Consider the following 15,624-nt stretch of genomic DNA (forward strand, 5'->3'; position numbering starts at 1 on the left):
GATGGCTGACAACAATTCCGGCTTCTTCGCCAACCCGCTCGTCAAGTGGATCGAATACCGCTTGCCGGTTTTCTCCACGCTCGACCATATGGTCGGCACCCAGTATCCGACGCCCAAGAATCTGAGCTACTGGTGGAATTTCGGTTCGCTCGCCGGTCTCTGCCTGGTGATCCAGATCCTGACCGGCATCGTCCTGGTCATGCATTACACGCCGCACACCTCCATGGCCTTTGATTCGGTCGAGCACATCATGCGCGACGTGAATTACGGCTGGCTGCTGCGCTACATGCACGCCAACGGCGCCTCGATGTTCTTCATCGTGGTCTACATCCATATCTTCCGCGGCCTCTTCTACGGCTCCTACAAGGCGCCGCGCGAGATTCTGTGGTTCCTCGGCCTGGCCATCTTCCTGCTGATGATGGCGACCGCTTTCATGGGCTACGTGCTTCCCTGGGGCCAGATGAGCTTCTGGGGCGCCACCGTGATCACCAACCTGTTCTCGGCCATCCCGCTGGTGGGCGAACCGATCGTCACCTGGCTGTGGGGCGGCTTCGCCGTCGACAACCCGACGCTGAATCGGTTCTTCTCGCTGCACTATCTGCTGCCGTTCGTGATCGTCGGCATCGTGATCTTGCACATTCTGGCCCTGCACCAGCATGGCTCGAACAACCCGCTGGGGATCGACACCAAGGGCCCGCAGGACCGCATCCCGTTCCATCCCTACTACACGATCAAGGATGCGTTCGGCGTCGGCGTGTTCCTGATCTTCTTCAGCTTCTTCCTGTTCTATGCTCCGAATTTCCTCGGCCATCCGGACAACTACATTCCGGCGAACCCGCTGGTGACCCCGGAGCATATCGTGCCGGAATGGTACTTCCTGCCGTTCTACGCGATCCTGCGTTCGGTGCCCGACAAGCTGGGTGGCGTGCTGCTGATGTTCGGCGCGATCCTGATCCTGTTCCTGCTGCCCTGGCTGGACACCAGCAAGGTGCGGTCGGCCAAGTTCCGTCCGATCTACAAGCAGCTGTTCTGGGTCTTCGTGATTGCCTGCGTCGGCCTGACCTATGCCGGCGGCCTGCCGCCGGAAGGTCTGGCGCTGGTGATCGGCCGCGTCTGCACCATCTATTACTTCGCGCACTTCCTTGTTCTGATGCCGCTGGTCGGCTGGTTCGAGAAGCCGCTGAAGCTGCCCGCTTCCATCAGCGAGGCCGTCCTTAAGGACGGCGCCGCCGGCAGCAAAGCGTGAAGGGGGATCGAACCATGAAGACGATGACGATGCGTGCGATCCTCGCGGCCCTGACCCTCGGTCTGGCCGCTCCGGCCGCCCTGGCTGCCGGCACCGACGTGGTGCCGCCGGCGCAGAAGTGGAGCTTCAACGGCCCCTTCGGCACCTTTGACCGCGCTGAACTGCAGCGTGGCTATCAGGTCTACAAGGAAGTCTGCGCCGCCTGCCATGCCATGAAGTATGTGGCGTTCCGCAATCTAAAGGACATCGGGTTCACCGATGCGGAAGTGAAGGCTCTGGCAGCCACCTTCGAGGTGACTGACGGTCCGAACGACCAGGGCGAGATGTTCAAGCGTCCGGCTCTGGCTTCCGACAAGTTCCCGTCGCCCTTCCCGAACGAGAAGGCGGCGCGTGCGTCCAACGGCGGCGCTTATCCGCTCGACCTGTCGCTGATCGCCAAGGCCCGTGTGCATGGCCCGGATTACATCCGCGCCATTCTGACCGGCTACAAGGACGCTCCGGCCGGCTTCGCGCTGGGCGAGGGCCTGAACTACAACGAGTACTTCGCGGGTCATCAGATCGCGATGCCCAAGCCGCTGAACGACGACCAGGTGACCTATGCCGATGGCACCAAGGCCAATGTCGAGCAGATGGCGCATGACGTATCCGCCTTCCTGATGTGGGCCGCCGAGCCCAAGCTGGAAGACCGCAAGCGCATGGGCTTCAAGGTGATCATCTTCCTGGTGGTGCTGAGCGGCCTGTTCTTTGCGGCCAAGAAGCGCATCTGGGCCAAGCTGCACTGATCTGCTGCGATTGCAGCGATACAAAAGGCCGCCGGAAACGGCGGCCTTTTTTGTTGCGCCGCAGGGGGCGGTTTGCTTAAGTCGCGCGCGGTATTCTAGGCGAGTCCGCCAAGCGAGTTCGACGGAGTTTCCCTCATGGCAAAAGCGAAAAAGACGGCTGCCCGGAAACCGGCGAAGGCCCGACCTGCAAAGGCTAAGGCCAAGCCGAAAGCCAAGGCCCGGACTGCAAAGGTGACGACCTCGGCGGTGGCCGTGGCCAAGGCTGCTGCGCGCTCTGTGCGCGGCGCCAAAAAAGCTGGCGGCGTCCAGAAGCCCTATGTGGCGAAGATTGGCGCGCCGGTCCGTATCGGCGTGCTGGGCGGCAGTGGCATCTATGGCATGGCCGGGCTCAAGAATACCAAATGGCGCAAGGTGGCGACGCCCTGGGGCGATCCGTCCGACGAACTGCTGTTTGGCGAACTGGATGGCGCTGAACTGGTGTTCCTGCCGCGCCACGGCCGTGGCCATGTGCATTCGCCGTCGGAAGTGAACTACCGCGCCAATATCGATGCGCTGAAGCGCGTCGGCTGCCATGACGTGATCTCGGTTTCAGCCTGCGGCTCGTTCAAGGAGCATCTGCCGCCGGGTACCTTCGTCATGGTCGACCAGTTCATCGACCGCACCTTCATGCGACAGAAGAGCTTTTTCAGCACCGGCATGGTCGCTCATGTCTCGGCCGCGCATCCGGTCTGTTCGCGGCTGGGCGATGGGCTGGAAGCGGCGGCCAAGGACGCCGGCATCGCCGTGCAGCGCGGCGGCACGTACCTCTGCATGGAGGGCCCGCAATTCTCCACGCAGGCCGAAAGCTTCCTGTACAAGAGCTGGGGCTGCGACGTGATTGGCATGACCAACGCGCCGGAAGCCAAGCTCGCCCGCGAGGCCGAGCTCTGCTACGCCTCGGTCGCCATGGTCACCGACTATGACTGCTGGCATCCCGACCACGATCATGTGGATGTCGCCTCCGTCATTCGCGTATTGCTCGACAATGCCGAGAAGGGCCAGAATCTCGTGGCTAAAGCCATGCCGCATCTGCGGCATCGTCCTGGCCATTGCCCGCAGGGCTGCGATCGCGTGCTGGATACGGCACTGATCACGGCGCCGGAAAAGCGGGATCCCAAGGTTTTGAAGAAACTCGATGCGGTAGCTGGCCGCATACTGAAGGCTTGAACAGAGGACCCGATATGCAGGGCATCAAGGAAAAGATTCGCGCCATCCCGGATTATCCCAAACCGGGCATCATGTTCCGCGACATCACCACACTGCTGCAGGATGCCCGTGGCTTCCGCAAGACTGTGGATGAGATGGTGCAGCCGCTGGCCGGCACCCGCATCGACAAGGTGGTAGGTATCGAGGCGCGCGGCTTCATTCTGGGCGGCGCCATTGCGCATCAGCTCTCGGTCGGTTTCGTGCCGGTGCGCAAGCGCGGCAAGCTGCCGTGGAAGACCAAGGCGCAGGAATACCAGCTGGAATACGGCACGGATTCGATGGAAGTCCACATCGACGCCATCCAGTCGGGCGAGAATATCCTGATCGTCGACGACCTGATCGCCACTGGCGGCACGGCTGAAGCGGCGATCAAGCTGATCCGTGCCCATGGCGGCAATGTGGTGGGCTGCTCGTTCATCATCGATCTGCCTGAACTGGGCGGCCGCAAGAAACTGGAGGTGCTGGGCGTGCAGGTCCTGTCGCTCTGCGAGTTCGAGGGCCACTAGGCCAAAGGAAGACTAAAGTGGCGCATCGCATTACCGGTATCGATCATACTGTTCAGGCCGTCACCGACCTTGAGGCCGCGCGCCGCACGTTCGCGAAGCTGGGCTTCGCGATCACGCCGCGTGGCCGGCATATCGGCTGGGCCACTGGCAACTACTGCATCATGTTTCCGACCAACTACCATGAACTGCTGGGCATCGCGGTGCCGGGCGGTTTCACGGCCGGCATGGAAGAGGCGCTGCAGGCCAAGGGTGAGGGCGTGCACAAGGTGGCGCTCAACATCGACAATTCCACCGCTGCCGTGGCTGAGCTGAAAGCCTCGGGCTTCAAGCCGTCGGAACCGCAGGACCTGAAGCGCGAACTGGAGTTGCCCGAAGGCACGGTGCTGCCGGCGTTCAGCCTGGTGCATCTGCCGCCCGAAGCTGCGCCCGATCTGTCGCTGTTCCTGTGCCAGCACCTGACGCCGGACATGCTGCGCAAGCCGGAATGGCTGGTGCATCCCAATGGGGCCGAGCATATCAGCGGCGTCATCGTGGTGACCGACAACCCGGCCGCACTGGAACTGGATTACGAGAAGCTGGTGGGCGCGGGTTCCGCCGTGCGCACCGACCGCATGCTGGCCGTCCGGACTGGCAGCGAGACGATCCTGTTTGTCACGCCTGACGATCTCGACACGCTGTTGCCTGATCTGGAGCATACACCGCGTGCGACGCCCTATGTGGCCGGCCTGCGGTTCCGGGTGCACAACACTGAGGCTGCGGCGGCCTATTTCAAGGCTGCCGGCATCGCGCATGTACGCAGCCTGGACGGCACCGTGCTGGTACCGGCCGAGGCCGCGCATGGTTGTTTCCTGGAATTCTCCAGCCGCGGCTGACGCGCGTTACAGCAGGGCTTCAAAGAAAGCGAGCGTGCGCCGGCGGGCGATCACGGCGGCCGTCGCGTCATAGGTGGCGCGCTGGTCGCAGTTGAAGCCGTGGTCGGCGTTGTAGATATGCGTGGTGATGAAGGGGTGTTTTGCCTTCATCTCCTCGGCCAGGCTGGTCGGGATCATCTTGTCCAGTGCGCCGAAATGCAGTAGGGCCGGCGCCTTCGGCGCTTCGTCCTTCAGCTCGCCCCAGGGGCCGCCGTAATAACCGACCGATGCCGCAAGGCCGGGCAGGGCATGCGCCATCTTCCAGGTGACGCCGCCGCCATAGCAGTAGCCGGTGCAGCCGACGCGGCCGGCCTTGGCGGCGACAGAGAAAGCTGCCGTCACATCCTGCAGCACGGTATCCCAGACCATCTTGCCGCGGATGTCGCGGCCCTCGGCCACGTCGTCGGCGCTGTAGCCCAGTTCCACACCGGGCTGCACGCGGTCGAACAGCGCCGGGGCCACCACGTAATAGCCATCGGCCGCATAGCCGTCGCTGACCGCGCGGATATGGCCGTTCACGCCGAAGATTTCCTGGATCACGATAACGCCGCCCTTGGGCGCGCCTTTCGGTTCGGCGATATAGGCCCCCAAGCGGTGGCCGTCGGCAGCAGTCAGGCTGGTCATCGTACCCATGATCTGGATCCTTACGCGGTCTTGGCGGGAGGGTTGCGGAAGCGGAAGATGGCAATGCTGGTATAGCGCATCACCAGTTCGTCCTGCTGGTTGAAGGCTTCGATCAGGAAGCGGCCCGAGCCGATATCCGGCCGGCTGCGCGACGGCGTCTTCTCGGTACAGGTCATGCGGGCGCGGATGGTGTCGCCGGGCCGTACGGGCTTGAGCCAGGCGAGATCGTCGAAGCCCGGCGATCCCAGGCTCGCCTCCACTTCGTCGGCGCTATCCACGATCAGGCGCATCACCGTGGCGGCGGTATGCCAGCCCGAGGCGATGATGCCGCCAAAGGCCGAAGCCTTTGCCGCCGCAGGGTCGATATGAAAGGGCTGGGGATCGAACTGGCGGGCGAATTCGATGATGGCGGATTCGGTGAAGGTGTGGCTGCCCAGATCGCGCACCGCGCCGATGGTGATGTCCTCGAAATACTGCATGGCCAGCCTCAGCTCCCCGATGTTCGGGACGCGGTCGGGCGGCGGGCATACATGCCCTTGGCCTGCATGGTGAGCACCACTTCGTCTTTCTGATTGCGCATCTCGTAGCGCGAGGTAATGACGCCGCGGTCGGGCTTGGACTGCGAGGGCTTCACGTCCAGAACCTCGCCGCTGAGCTGCAGCGTGTCGCCGGGAAAGACCGGCTTGACCCAGCGGAGCTGGTCGACGCCGGGTGATCCCATACTGGCGTATTGGCCGATCATGTTGTCGACCAGCATGCGCATCATGAGGCCGGCGGTGTGCCAGCCAGAGGCGCAAAGCCCCCCGAACAGCGACTGTCTGGCGGCCTCCTTGTCGAGATGGAAAGGCTGCGGGTCATAGGCCCGCGCGAAAGCGATGATCTCGTCTTCGCTCACCGTACGGGGCGGGTAGGTAACCTTCTGCCCGACGATGAAGTCTTCCAGATACTTCATTGCAGCTCTTATGTGTTGAACCGGAAATGCAGGACATCGCCATCCTGCACGATGTATTCCTTGCCTTCCAGCCGCAATTTCCCGGCGTCGCGGGCACCGGCCTCGCCCTTGCCGGCCACATAATCATTGTATGCAATCGTCTCGGCGCGAATGAAGCCCTTCTCGAAATCCGTATGGATGACGCCGGCGGATTCGGGGGCCTTGGCGCCCTTGCGCACGGTCCAGGCGCGGGCTTCCTTCGGACCGACGGTAAAGAAGGTCAGCAGCTCGAGCAGGCCGTAGCCGGCGCGGATGACGCGGGTCAGGCCGGTTTCCTTCAGGCCCAGATCGGCCAGGAAGGCGGTCTTCTCTTCGTCGCTGTCGAGCTGCGCCACTTCGGCCTCGATGGCAGCCGAGATCACCACCATGGCAGCGCCCTCGGCGTCCGCCTTGGTCTTCACCTTGGCCGAAAAGGCATTACCTTCGGCGGCCGAGGCTTCCTCGACATTACAGACATAGAGCACCGGCTTGGCGGTGATCAGCATCAGCTCCTTGTAGAGCCTCTTCTCGTCCTCGGTCGGCACCACGGTACGGGCCGGCTTGCCGTCACGCAGAGCGACAAGCACCTTTTCCATCACGGCGAGGCGGGCTTTCTCTTCTTCATTACCCTGCTTGGCGCGCTTGGCGGTCTGGTCGACGCGGCGCTCCAGGCTTTCCAGATCGGACAGCATAAGTTCGGTTTCCACCGTCTCGGCATCAGTCACCGGATCGACGCGACCCTCGACATGGGTGATGTCGCCATCCTCGAAGCAGCGCAGCACGTGGCAGATCGCATCCACCTCGCGGATATGGGCGAGGAACTGATTGCCCAGGCCTTCACCCTTGGATGCACCGCGCACCAGGCCGGCGATATCGACGAAGGTGAGCTGGGTCGGGATGATCTTCTGGGACGAGACGATCTGTGCCAGGACGTCCAGCCGCTCGTCCGGCACGCCGACCAGGCCGGTATTCGGCTCGATGGTGCAGAAGGGGTAATTGGCTGCCTGAGCCGCCGCGGTCTGCGTCAGCGCATTGAACAGCGTCGACTTACCGACATTGGGGAGGCCGACGATCCCGCACTTGAAACCCATGTTACGCGTCCTTTGAGTCTGTCTTGTTGGTCTTGTCCGGCCCGGCCTTCTTCAGCTCGGGCTTGTCCGGCTTGGCTGTCTTTTCCTTGGGCGGCTGCAGCAGCAGGGCCACCCGGGTCATGAAGCCGGTGTCGTCATTCTTCGCCAGATAGCCGGCCTCCCGGGCCATGGCATCCAGCAGCGGATCGAGCCACACCTGCTCGTCCGTATGGAAGTTCTGCAGCACATACCCCAGCACGCGATCCTTGCCGGGATGGCCGATGCCGATACGCAGGCGGCGATACTCGGCCCCGATGGCCGCGTCGATCGAACGCAGGCCGTTATGCCCGGCATGGCCGCCGCCCACCTTCATGCGAATCTTGCCGGCGGCGAGATCCAGCTCGTCATGGGCGACCACGATCTGCTGCGGCGGAATCTTGTAGAAATGCGCCGCCTCCCCGACCGACTTGCCCGAGAGGTTCATATAGGTCTGCGGCTTCAGCAGCAGGGTCTTGGTGCCGTTCAGCACGCCTTCGGCGATCTCGCCCTGGAAGCGTTTCCTGAACGGCTGGAAATTGTGGCGTTCGGCGATGGCCTCGACGGCCATGAAGCCGACATTGTGGCGCTGTCGCTTGTGCTCGCTGCCCGGGTTGCCCAGTCCGACGAGAAGCAGCATGGCGGTTCAGCGTCCGGCAGTGAGAAGGGGGAGAAGTGACGGGCGGCGCACCAGCGATGCGCCGCCCGCAGCAGGTTACTTCTTGGCTGCCGGTTTGGCTGCCGGCTTGGCAGCCGCCGCCGGAGCAGCCTTGGCGCCCGCCGCCGGAGCGGCAGCAGCGCCCGCCGCCGGAGCGGCAGCAGCAGCTTCGACCTTCGGCGCGGCTTCTTCTTCCTTGGTCGGGGCAGCGATGGTCGCGACGGTGAAGTCACGATCCTGAATCACGGCCTTGATGCCGTTCGGCAGCGCGAAGGCCGAGATATGGATCGAATGACCAATATCCATGCCGTCCAGGCTGATCGAGATGCTCTCCGGAATGCTGTCGGGCTGCACGAAGAATTCGACTTCGTGACGCACGATATTCAGCACGCCGCCCTTCTTCAGGCCCGGCGACTTGTCCTGGTCGAGGAAATGCACGGGGATGAAGATGCGGACCTTCGAGTCCTTGCCGATGCGCTGGAAGTCGACATGGATCGGCCGGTCGGAGACCGGGTCGAGCTGCACGTCGCGGGCCAGCACACGCTCAGTCTTGCCACCAACATTGATGGTGATCAGACGGGAGAAGAAGCTGCCCTTGTGCAGCTCCTTCAGGAGTTCACGGGATTCGACCGAGATGAGTTCGGGGGTCTGCTTTTCGCCATAGATGACCCCCGGCACACGACCCTTCAGTCGCGTTGCACGGGCGGTCCCCTTGCCGGCCCTCGACCTCGCCTCGGCGGCGATGGTAGTTACGTCACGCATGATTGCGCTCCTTGCTTAGATACGGCGCCGGCACCATGCCGGTCCGTTTCCGACGCCGGCCTCCAGGGGTGCCGCGCGCCGAAACTCTGAAACTTAATCGAACAGGCTCGAGACCGAAGTCTCCTCGCTGATCCGTCGCATCGCCTCGCCGATCAGCGGCGCGATCGAGACCTGGCGGATGTTGCGGGCCAAGCGCACCGCTTCGGTGGCCAGAATGGAATCGGTGATGACCAGGCCTTCAAGCTGGCTGGCGGTGACGCGGGCAACCGCACCGCCCGACAGCACGCCATGGGTCACATAGGCGAAGACCGACTTGGCGCCATGCTTCTTCAGCGCATCGGCGGCATTGCACAGCGTGCCGGCGGAGTCGACGATATCGTCCACCAAGATGCAGCGGCGGCCTTCGACATCGCCGATGATGTTCATGACTTCCGACACGCCGGCCTTTTCGCGGCGCTTGTCGACGATGGCCAGGTCGGCATCCAGGCGCTTGGCGATATTGCGGGCACGCACCACGCCGCCGACGTCAGGCGACACGACCATCAGGTCATCGCCCTGCAGATGCTGCTTGATATCGGCGGTCAGGACCGGACCGCCCATCAGGTTGTCGGTCGGGATATCGAAGAAGCCCTGGATCTGGCCGGCATGGAGGTCCAGCGTCAGCACGCGGTTGGCGCCGGCGGCGGTAATCAGGTTGGCGACCAGCTTGGCCGAGATCGGGGTGCGCGGACCGGGTTTGCGATCCTGGCGGGCATAGCCGAAATAGGGCAGCACGGCGGTGATGCGGCGGGCCGACGAGCGCTTGAGCGCGTCGATGCAGACCAGCAGTTCCATCAGATGGTCGTTCGCCGGATACGAGGTCGACTGGATCACGAAGACGTCCTCACCGCGGACGTTCTCGTGAATCTCGACGAAGACCTCCATGTCGGAGAATCGACGCACGCTTGCCTTGGCGAGCGGAACCGACAAATAAGCCGCAATGGCTTCCGCAAGCGGACGATTGGAGTTACCCGCCAAAACCTTCATGACTACGCTCTGAGTGGGGCTGGAATCCGGAGAAAATCGCGCGGACTATAGCCGCCGAGGACCAGCCTGTAAACCGGCAAAAATCCAGATAAATCAGGATTTTAAGGGCGGAACCAGCGGTTTTCCGCGGCGCTTGGTCTCGATGATCTCGCTCAGGCCCTGCCAGCCGCCCTGGGCGATGATATGGGCGGTGTTCCCCCAGGCTTGGGCCAGCTGGCCCCGGGGGATGCGATTGGCCTGTTTCACCTCGCCCAGACGACTGCCATCGGCGCCTTTCAGCACCCATTCGATGGTGATCCGCTCGGAATTGGCGGTGTCCTGCCAGACTTTCACCTCGCAGCCGATGACATAGTCGGCGCCCTCGGTCACCGGCGGCTGGCCGCCCAGGATCAGGAGTTCGCGCATGGCTTGGCGCAAGGCCCGGTTACCGTCGCCCGGCGCGCCCGTGCATTCCTGCACCGCCAGTTTGGCCGGACCGGTTTCGGCCGGCATCGCAGCGGCCAGGGCCTCGTTCAGCCGGTTGGCAATCGCCGTTGCCATCACCTGGGCGGCCTGCTTTCTGACGCCGGGATCGTCTAGGCGCTCGGGTGCCACGCCCAGGGGGCGGGCAGGCTCGCCCAGTTCGGTGCCGTCGCGCTGGCGCTCGTTCCAGCGCCACAGGCCGCGCTCATCCATCGTCACGGTGAGGGTCGACGACAGGCGGTTGCGCACCAGCGCGCTGGCCGGGACATCCTTGTCGGCCAGCGCGGCAGCCAGAGCCTCCGCCACCGCCTTGCCGCGCGCCTCGGGCAGGCCCGCTACCGAGGCGATGAACAGGCTGGTTTCACCGACCGGGCGCACCAGCGTATTGGCCGCCTTGGCGCGGCTGTCGGTCTGGAACGGCTGCGGCAACGGCTGGCAAGCCGCGAGGCTTGCGAGAGCGATCAGCAGAGGAAGGCGTTTAACCGATAACACAGCTCACCATCAGACCGAGAATGCAAAGGGCAACAAAGAAAAACAGATGCGGCATCGCAGGATCATGCCGGCAGCGCGATGGCCGACACCTGCCGGCCGTAATCGGTCTCGCCGGCCAGCGTCATGCGGCGATAACTGAAGAAGCGGGCTGCATCGCCGCAGGTATCGAGGCCCAGATTTTCCGCCGTGATGTCTGCGCGGCGCAGACGCTGCAGCAGGTAGCCCGGCAGATCGAACTGGCAATGGCCCGGGCGTTTGCCGGGGCCGAAAAACGCGGCGTTACCCGCATCCGCTGCCACGAATTCGGCGCGGAAGGGATCGCTGACCTCATAAGACGTTTGTCCGATGCAGGGGCCGATGGCGGCGCGGATGCGGCTGCGTGCGGCCCCCAGCTTTTCCATTGCCTCGATCGTAGCGTCGGTGATGCCGGCCAGTGCGCCGCGCCAGCCGGCATGGCAGGCGCCGATCACACCGGCGGCTTCATCGGCGAACAGCACGGGCGCGCAATCGGCCGACAGCACGCCCAGCGCCACGCCGCGGCGCGTGGTGACCAGACCATCGGCCTTGGGTCGCGCGGTCATGTCATAATCCTCGCCGACCACGACGACCTCGCGGCCATGCATCTGATACAGCGAGGCCAGACCATGCGGCGCATCCAGCGCTTTGGCGACGCGTCCGCGATTGGCGACCACATTGGCAGGATCGTCGGATGAGCCGGGTCCGCAATTCAGCGACGCGTAAAGACCCTGCGAGACGCCGCCGCGCCGCGTGAAAAAGCCGTGACGGGTGCCGGCCAGCAGCGGTGCCGTGACAGGCGCGATATCCAGATGGGCGACGGTCATGCAAAGCCTGCCGGTATGGGCGACTCCGGCGCGGTCAGCGCCAGAACCTTGAACAGGGTGCCCATGGCTTCGGGCGCGGTCAACCGATGCAGTGCGCGATCCAGGTCGCCGGCCTGCGACGGATTGCTTTGCTTCAGCTTCGCTGCGCGGGCGGCGATGCCCAGACGGTTGAGGAATTCGCCCTGGCCGACCGGGCCATGGGCGATTGCACCGGCCCGGCTGGCGGCCAGCGCGAAAGACGCGAAATCGACATGCACAGTCAGATCGGCCAGGCCCGGGTTTTCCAGTGGATGGGCATAGGCATGACGATAAACCGCCTGCAGGGTCTCGCCGAAATCAGGCTTGGCATAGCCGTAATCGATGAATAGTGCCGCGCCGCCCTGCTGTTTCAGTCGCGCCGCTACTTCGACGGCGACGGCGCGCACCGGAGGGCTCGATTCCAGAATGACGCCCGGCGGTGCATCCTTGAGGACGGCAGGCAGCAGGTCGTCGAAAGGCAGGGCGCGCGGATCGAGCTGGAAGCGGAAGCCGCCTTCGGGATCGAGACCGACGCAGCGCTCGTGCCATGACTGATCGTCGCCACGCTGGAACTGCCGCACCGGCAGCGCATCGAGGAATTCGTTGGCAAGCACGATCAGCGGCGCGTCTTTGGGCAGGGCGGCGATCTGTTCGTGCCAGACGGCGGTTTCACCTTCCAGAGTCGTCCGCTGCTGCTCGCGCATGCGGGCCGAGGCTTCCACCAGCACCGGGGTCAACGCCTTGCGGAACGCCGGCAGTGCCTGCGCGGCCCGCAAGGCATCACGCATCAGGGTGCCGCGACCGGGGCCGAGTTCGACCAGATAGCATTTCGCCGGCGCGCCGATGGCCTGCCAGGTATCGGCGGCCCACAGCCCCAGCAATTCGCCGAACATCTGGCTGATCTCGGGCGCGGTGGTGAAGTCGCCATGCAGGCCGATGGCCTGCTGGCTGCGGTAATAGCCATGTTCGGGATGCAACAGGCAATCAGCCATCCATGCGGCGATCGTGATTGGCCCCTCCGCCGCGATGCGGCGGCGCAGTATCTCGACCAGGGGAGCGGCGCTCACGCCGCTGGCCGCCGCCGCGCCCATGCCACGATTCCCAGGCCGATCACCACCATCGGCAGGGACAGCCATTGTCCCATTGTGGTGCCGCCGATCAGATAACCGATCTGCCGGTCAGGTTCACGGAAGAACTCGCCGATGATGCGGGCCATGCCGTAGCCGATCAGGAACACGCCGGACAATACGCCCGGATGCTTCATTGCATCGGTCTTCCAGCGCAGGCCATTGATCAGCAACCACAGGACCAGGCCTTCCATCACGGCCTGATAGAGCTGGCTCGGATGGCGCGGCAGATCGCCGCCGCCCGGGAAGACCATGGCCAGCGAGAAGTCGGGTGCCACGCGGCCCCAGAGCTCGGCGTTGATGAAGTTGGCGATACGACCGAAGAACAGCCCGACCGGCGCTACGCAGGCGATGATGTCGGTGAAGGCAAGGAAAGGAATCTTCGTAAGGCGGCAGTAGAGGTACATGCCCACGATGACGCCCAGCATGCCGCCATGGAAGGACATGCCGCCCTGCCAGACCGCGAAGATCTCGACCGGATTCTGCAGGTAGTAGCCGAAATTGTAGAACAGCACATAACCGAGACGGCCACCGAGCACGACGCCGAGCGTGGCCCAGAGCAGGAAGCCGTCGATCTGTTCCGGCGTTACCGTGCTGCCTGGCTTTGCGGCTAGACGCATGGCGATGCGCCAGCCGGCGATCAGGCCGACGATATAGGCCAGCGCATACCAGCGGACGGCGAATGGCCCGATGGCAACGGCGACCGGGTCGATGACCGGGAAAGCCAGTGTGAACAGCATCACTCGTCCGCGGTTTCGCCAGCGACACCTTCGGCGCGCGGGCGCAGGGTCGGGAAGGCGATCACTTCACGGATCGTCTGCGAATTGGTCAGTAGCATGACCAGGCGGTCGATGCCAAGGCCGAGGCCGCCCATCGGCATCATGCCGGCAGACTGGGCCTTCAGGAAATCCTCGTCGATGCGGTGCGCTTCGTCATCGCCGCCGTCGCGCTGGCTCTGCTGGTCCTCGAAGCGGGCGCGCTGCTCCTGCGGATCAGCCAGCTCGGAAAACGCATTGGCGATTTCCCAGGTGTTGCAGAAGGTCTCGAACCGTTCGGCGATCGACGGATTGGCGTGATTGGCCTTGGCCAGCGGCGAGATCGCCTTGGGCAGGGCTACTACATGAGTCGGCTGGATCAGGTTGGGTTCGACGAAATGTTCGAAGCAGGCTTCGACCACCTTGCCCCAACTGGCTTTCGGCGCAATCTCGACGCCGGCCTTCTTGGCCGCATCGCGCGCCTGCGCATTATCCAAGCCTTCCAGCTTCACCTTGCCGTGTTCTTCGATCAGGCCAAGCATGGTGGCGCGGCGGAAGGGCGGTGTGAAGTCGATCTCGTGCTCGCCGAACTTCACCTTGGTGCTGCCAGTGGCGGTGATCGCCGCCTGCGCGATGGTGCGCTCGGCGATATCCATCATGTCCTCATAATCGGCATAGGCCTGATAGAGTTCCATGGTGGTGAATTCCGGATTGTGGCGCGGCGAGATGCCTTCGTTGCGGAAGCAGCGGTTGATCTCGAACACCTTCTCGCTCAGGCCGCCGATCACCAGGCGCTTGAGATGCAGCTCCGGCGCGATGCGCATGTAGAGCGGGATATCCAGCGCGTTGTGATGGGTCTCGAACGGCTTGGCGATGGCGCCGCCGGGGATGCTGTGCAGCATCGGGGTCTCGACTTCCAGGAAGCCCTCGCCATTCAGGAACTGGCGCACGGTCTGGATCACGCGGAAACGGGTGCGCAGGGTGGTGCGGCTTTCCTCGTTGCCGATCAGGTCGTATTCGCGATGGCGGTAGCGCTGCTCGACATTCTTCAGGCCGTGCCACTTCTCCGGCGGCGGCTCCAGCGCCTTGGACAGCACCACGATCTCGTCGGTATCCACCGTGATCTCACCGCGCTTGGTGCGGCGCACCTTGCCGCGCACGCCGATGATGTCGCCCAGGTCGAGCGCCTTCATGATCGGGGCAAAGCGGCCCTGCACGTCTTCTTTGCCGGTGTAGACCTGCAGCTTCACGGTGTCGTCGACCAGGTCGATGAACATGCCGCTGTTGCGGATCGCCATCACGCGGCCGGCCACGGCCACCGTATCTTCGGCGCGTTCATCGGGCTGTAAATGCGCGAAAGCTTCGTGCACGGCCGCGTTCTTGTGCGACTTGGGGAATTTCGGCGCCAGATACGGATCCAGGCCGAGCTGGCGCAGCTGCTGCAGCTTGGCTTCACGATTGGCGCGCTCGCCGGAAACGGCGGTTTCGGTGGTGGTCTGTTCGGTCACGATTGATCTGCCGGTAAAGGTCTTGGCGTGGGCGGCGAAACTACCATCCGCCCCCCGTCTTTCCAACTGCTCGGCCGACTCCGTCTGAGGCCCGGAATAGCTGTGGAAAACAAAGTAATGCACAGGTTGGGCGCTTGCGGTGCAGCCTGCGGGCGGCCATATCGGAAGGGGTATCTGACCCTTGGAGTCGCGCCATGCAGACCGATAATCGCCTGCTCGACGATCTGAGCCGCATCGCCACCGGCGCGCTGGGCACGCTGCAGGGCGTGAAAGGCGAGGTGGAGCAGGCCTTCCGCCAGCGCCTGGAACGAGCGCTGTCCGAGATGGAACTGGTTACCCGCGAGGAATTTGAAGCCGTGAAGGCCATGGCCGCCGCAGCCCGGGAAGAGAATATCCGCCTGGCCGAGCGCCTCGCCGCGCTGGAATCCAAACAGAACACCGGATTCGGCGATCCGGCCTAAGCCCAGCCCGGATCAGGCGAATTTCATGAATTTTTCGTAAATCTGCTGTTGCACCCCCATCATGCCCCGCATATTCTAAATCTATGGTGTGTTTCGCGTCGCAACACCAACATCTATGGTCAG

The 15,624-nt window shown here is 63.8% G+C and carries 18 protein-coding genes; 6 read left to right on the forward strand and 12 right to left on the reverse strand.

Translation table 11 applies throughout. The features are described 5' to 3' along the window. Position 1 precedes the first annotated feature (1 nt). The 5 genes from AC1RRE_RS07690 (at position 2) to AC1RRE_RS07710 (ending at position 4,651) form a co-directional block, all read left to right on the forward strand. Entirely contained in the window at positions 2 to 1,246 is a 1,245-nt protein-coding gene (locus AC1RRE_RS07690) for a cytochrome b (protein WP_492980532.1), read from the forward strand. A 14-nt stretch (positions 1,247 to 1,260) separates the two neighbouring features. Further along, positions 1,261 to 2,028, forward strand: coding sequence for a cytochrome c1 (locus AC1RRE_RS07695; protein WP_492980533.1), 768 nt, complete (start codon positions 1,261 to 1,263; stop codon positions 2,026 to 2,028). 378 nt (positions 2,029 to 2,406) lie between these two features. Further along, on the forward strand, positions 2,407 to 3,234 hold the full coding sequence (locus tag AC1RRE_RS07700; RefSeq protein ID WP_492981337.1) for an S-methyl-5'-thioadenosine phosphorylase: 828 nt from the start codon (positions 2,407 to 2,409) through the stop codon (positions 3,232 to 3,234). Between the two features lie 14 nt (positions 3,235 to 3,248). Then, positions 3,249 to 3,779 carry an adenine phosphoribosyltransferase gene (locus AC1RRE_RS07705; RefSeq protein WP_492980534.1) on the forward strand — a complete coding sequence of 177 codons (531 nt, stop codon included), beginning with the start codon at positions 3,249 to 3,251 and terminating at the stop codon, positions 3,777 to 3,779. Between the two features lie 17 nt (positions 3,780 to 3,796). Beyond that, entirely contained in the window at positions 3,797 to 4,651 is an 855-nt protein-coding gene (locus AC1RRE_RS07710; RefSeq protein WP_492980535.1) for a VOC family protein, read from the forward strand. Between the two features lie 6 nt (positions 4,652 to 4,657). Here AC1RRE_RS07710 and AC1RRE_RS07715 read toward each other — a convergent pair whose 3' ends face one another. From AC1RRE_RS07715 to lysS, 12 genes are all read right to left on the reverse strand, one after another. Beyond that, positions 4,658 to 5,323, reverse strand: coding sequence for a dienelactone hydrolase family protein (locus AC1RRE_RS07715; RefSeq protein WP_492980536.1), 666 nt, complete (start codon positions 5,321 to 5,323; stop codon positions 4,658 to 4,660). 11 nt (positions 5,324 to 5,334) lie between these two features. Then, complete coding sequence (locus AC1RRE_RS07720) at positions 5,335 to 5,793, reverse strand: MaoC family dehydratase (RefSeq protein WP_492980537.1); 459 nt, start codon at positions 5,791 to 5,793, stop codon at positions 5,335 to 5,337. A gap of 8 nt (positions 5,794 to 5,801) precedes the next feature. After that, complete coding sequence (locus AC1RRE_RS07725) at positions 5,802 to 6,266, reverse strand: MaoC family dehydratase (protein WP_492980538.1); 465 nt, start codon at positions 6,264 to 6,266, stop codon at positions 5,802 to 5,804. 8 nt (positions 6,267 to 6,274) lie between these two features. Further along, positions 6,275 to 7,375: a redox-regulated ATPase YchF gene (gene ychF / locus AC1RRE_RS07730; protein ID WP_492980539.1), complete on the reverse strand. Its 1,101-nt coding sequence runs from the start codon at positions 7,373 to 7,375 to the stop codon at positions 6,275 to 6,277. Position 7,376: 1 nt separating this feature from the next. Next, positions 7,377 to 8,030, reverse strand: a complete 654-nt coding sequence (pth, locus tag AC1RRE_RS07735; RefSeq protein ID WP_492980540.1) for an aminoacyl-tRNA hydrolase — start codon at positions 8,028 to 8,030, stop codon at positions 7,377 to 7,379. A gap of 75 nt (positions 8,031 to 8,105) precedes the next feature. After that, a complete protein-coding gene (locus AC1RRE_RS07740) occupies positions 8,106 to 8,810 on the reverse strand; it encodes a 50S ribosomal protein L25/general stress protein Ctc (protein WP_492980541.1) in 705 nt (234 codons plus the stop codon). A gap of 93 nt (positions 8,811 to 8,903) precedes the next feature. Continuing rightward, complete coding sequence (locus AC1RRE_RS07745; protein ID WP_492980542.1) at positions 8,904 to 9,836, reverse strand: ribose-phosphate pyrophosphokinase; 933 nt, start codon at positions 9,834 to 9,836, stop codon at positions 8,904 to 8,906. A 93-nt stretch (positions 9,837 to 9,929) separates the two neighbouring features. Then, a complete protein-coding gene (locus AC1RRE_RS07750; protein ID WP_492980543.1) occupies positions 9,930 to 10,727 on the reverse strand; it encodes a hypothetical protein in 798 nt (265 codons plus the stop codon). 125 nt (positions 10,728 to 10,852) lie between these two features. Beyond that, complete coding sequence (gene pgeF, locus AC1RRE_RS07755) at positions 10,853 to 11,632, reverse strand: peptidoglycan editing factor PgeF (protein ID WP_492980544.1); 780 nt, start codon at positions 11,630 to 11,632, stop codon at positions 10,853 to 10,855. After that, the gene (locus tag AC1RRE_RS07760; RefSeq protein WP_492980545.1) at positions 11,629 to 12,717 is read right to left on the reverse strand and encodes a class I SAM-dependent methyltransferase; all 1,089 of its coding nucleotides are present in this window, start codon (positions 12,715 to 12,717) and stop codon (positions 11,629 to 11,631) included. Before AC1RRE_RS07760 ends, pgeF begins: the two co-directional genes overlap by 4 nt. Then, positions 12,714 to 13,517 carry a prolipoprotein diacylglyceryl transferase gene (lgt, locus tag AC1RRE_RS07765; protein WP_492980546.1) on the reverse strand — a complete coding sequence of 268 codons (804 nt, stop codon included), beginning with the start codon at positions 13,515 to 13,517 and terminating at the stop codon, positions 12,714 to 12,716. The genes AC1RRE_RS07760 and lgt overlap by 4 nt, the downstream gene beginning before the upstream one ends. Beyond that, the gene (lysS, locus tag AC1RRE_RS07770; RefSeq protein WP_492980547.1) at positions 13,517 to 15,040 is read right to left on the reverse strand and encodes a lysine--tRNA ligase; all 1,524 of its coding nucleotides are present in this window, start codon (positions 15,038 to 15,040) and stop codon (positions 13,517 to 13,519) included. Before lysS ends, lgt begins: the two co-directional genes overlap by 1 nt. 194 nt (positions 15,041 to 15,234) lie before the next feature. On the opposite strand from lysS, the gene AC1RRE_RS07775 reads away from it, so the two are divergent. After that, complete coding sequence (locus tag AC1RRE_RS07775; protein ID WP_492980548.1) at positions 15,235 to 15,501, forward strand: accessory factor UbiK family protein; 267 nt, start codon at positions 15,235 to 15,237, stop codon at positions 15,499 to 15,501. The last annotated feature ends 123 nt before the right edge of the window (positions 15,502 to 15,624 follow it).

This window comes from Ferrovibrio sp. GW821-FHT12D07, assembly GCF_058807275.1.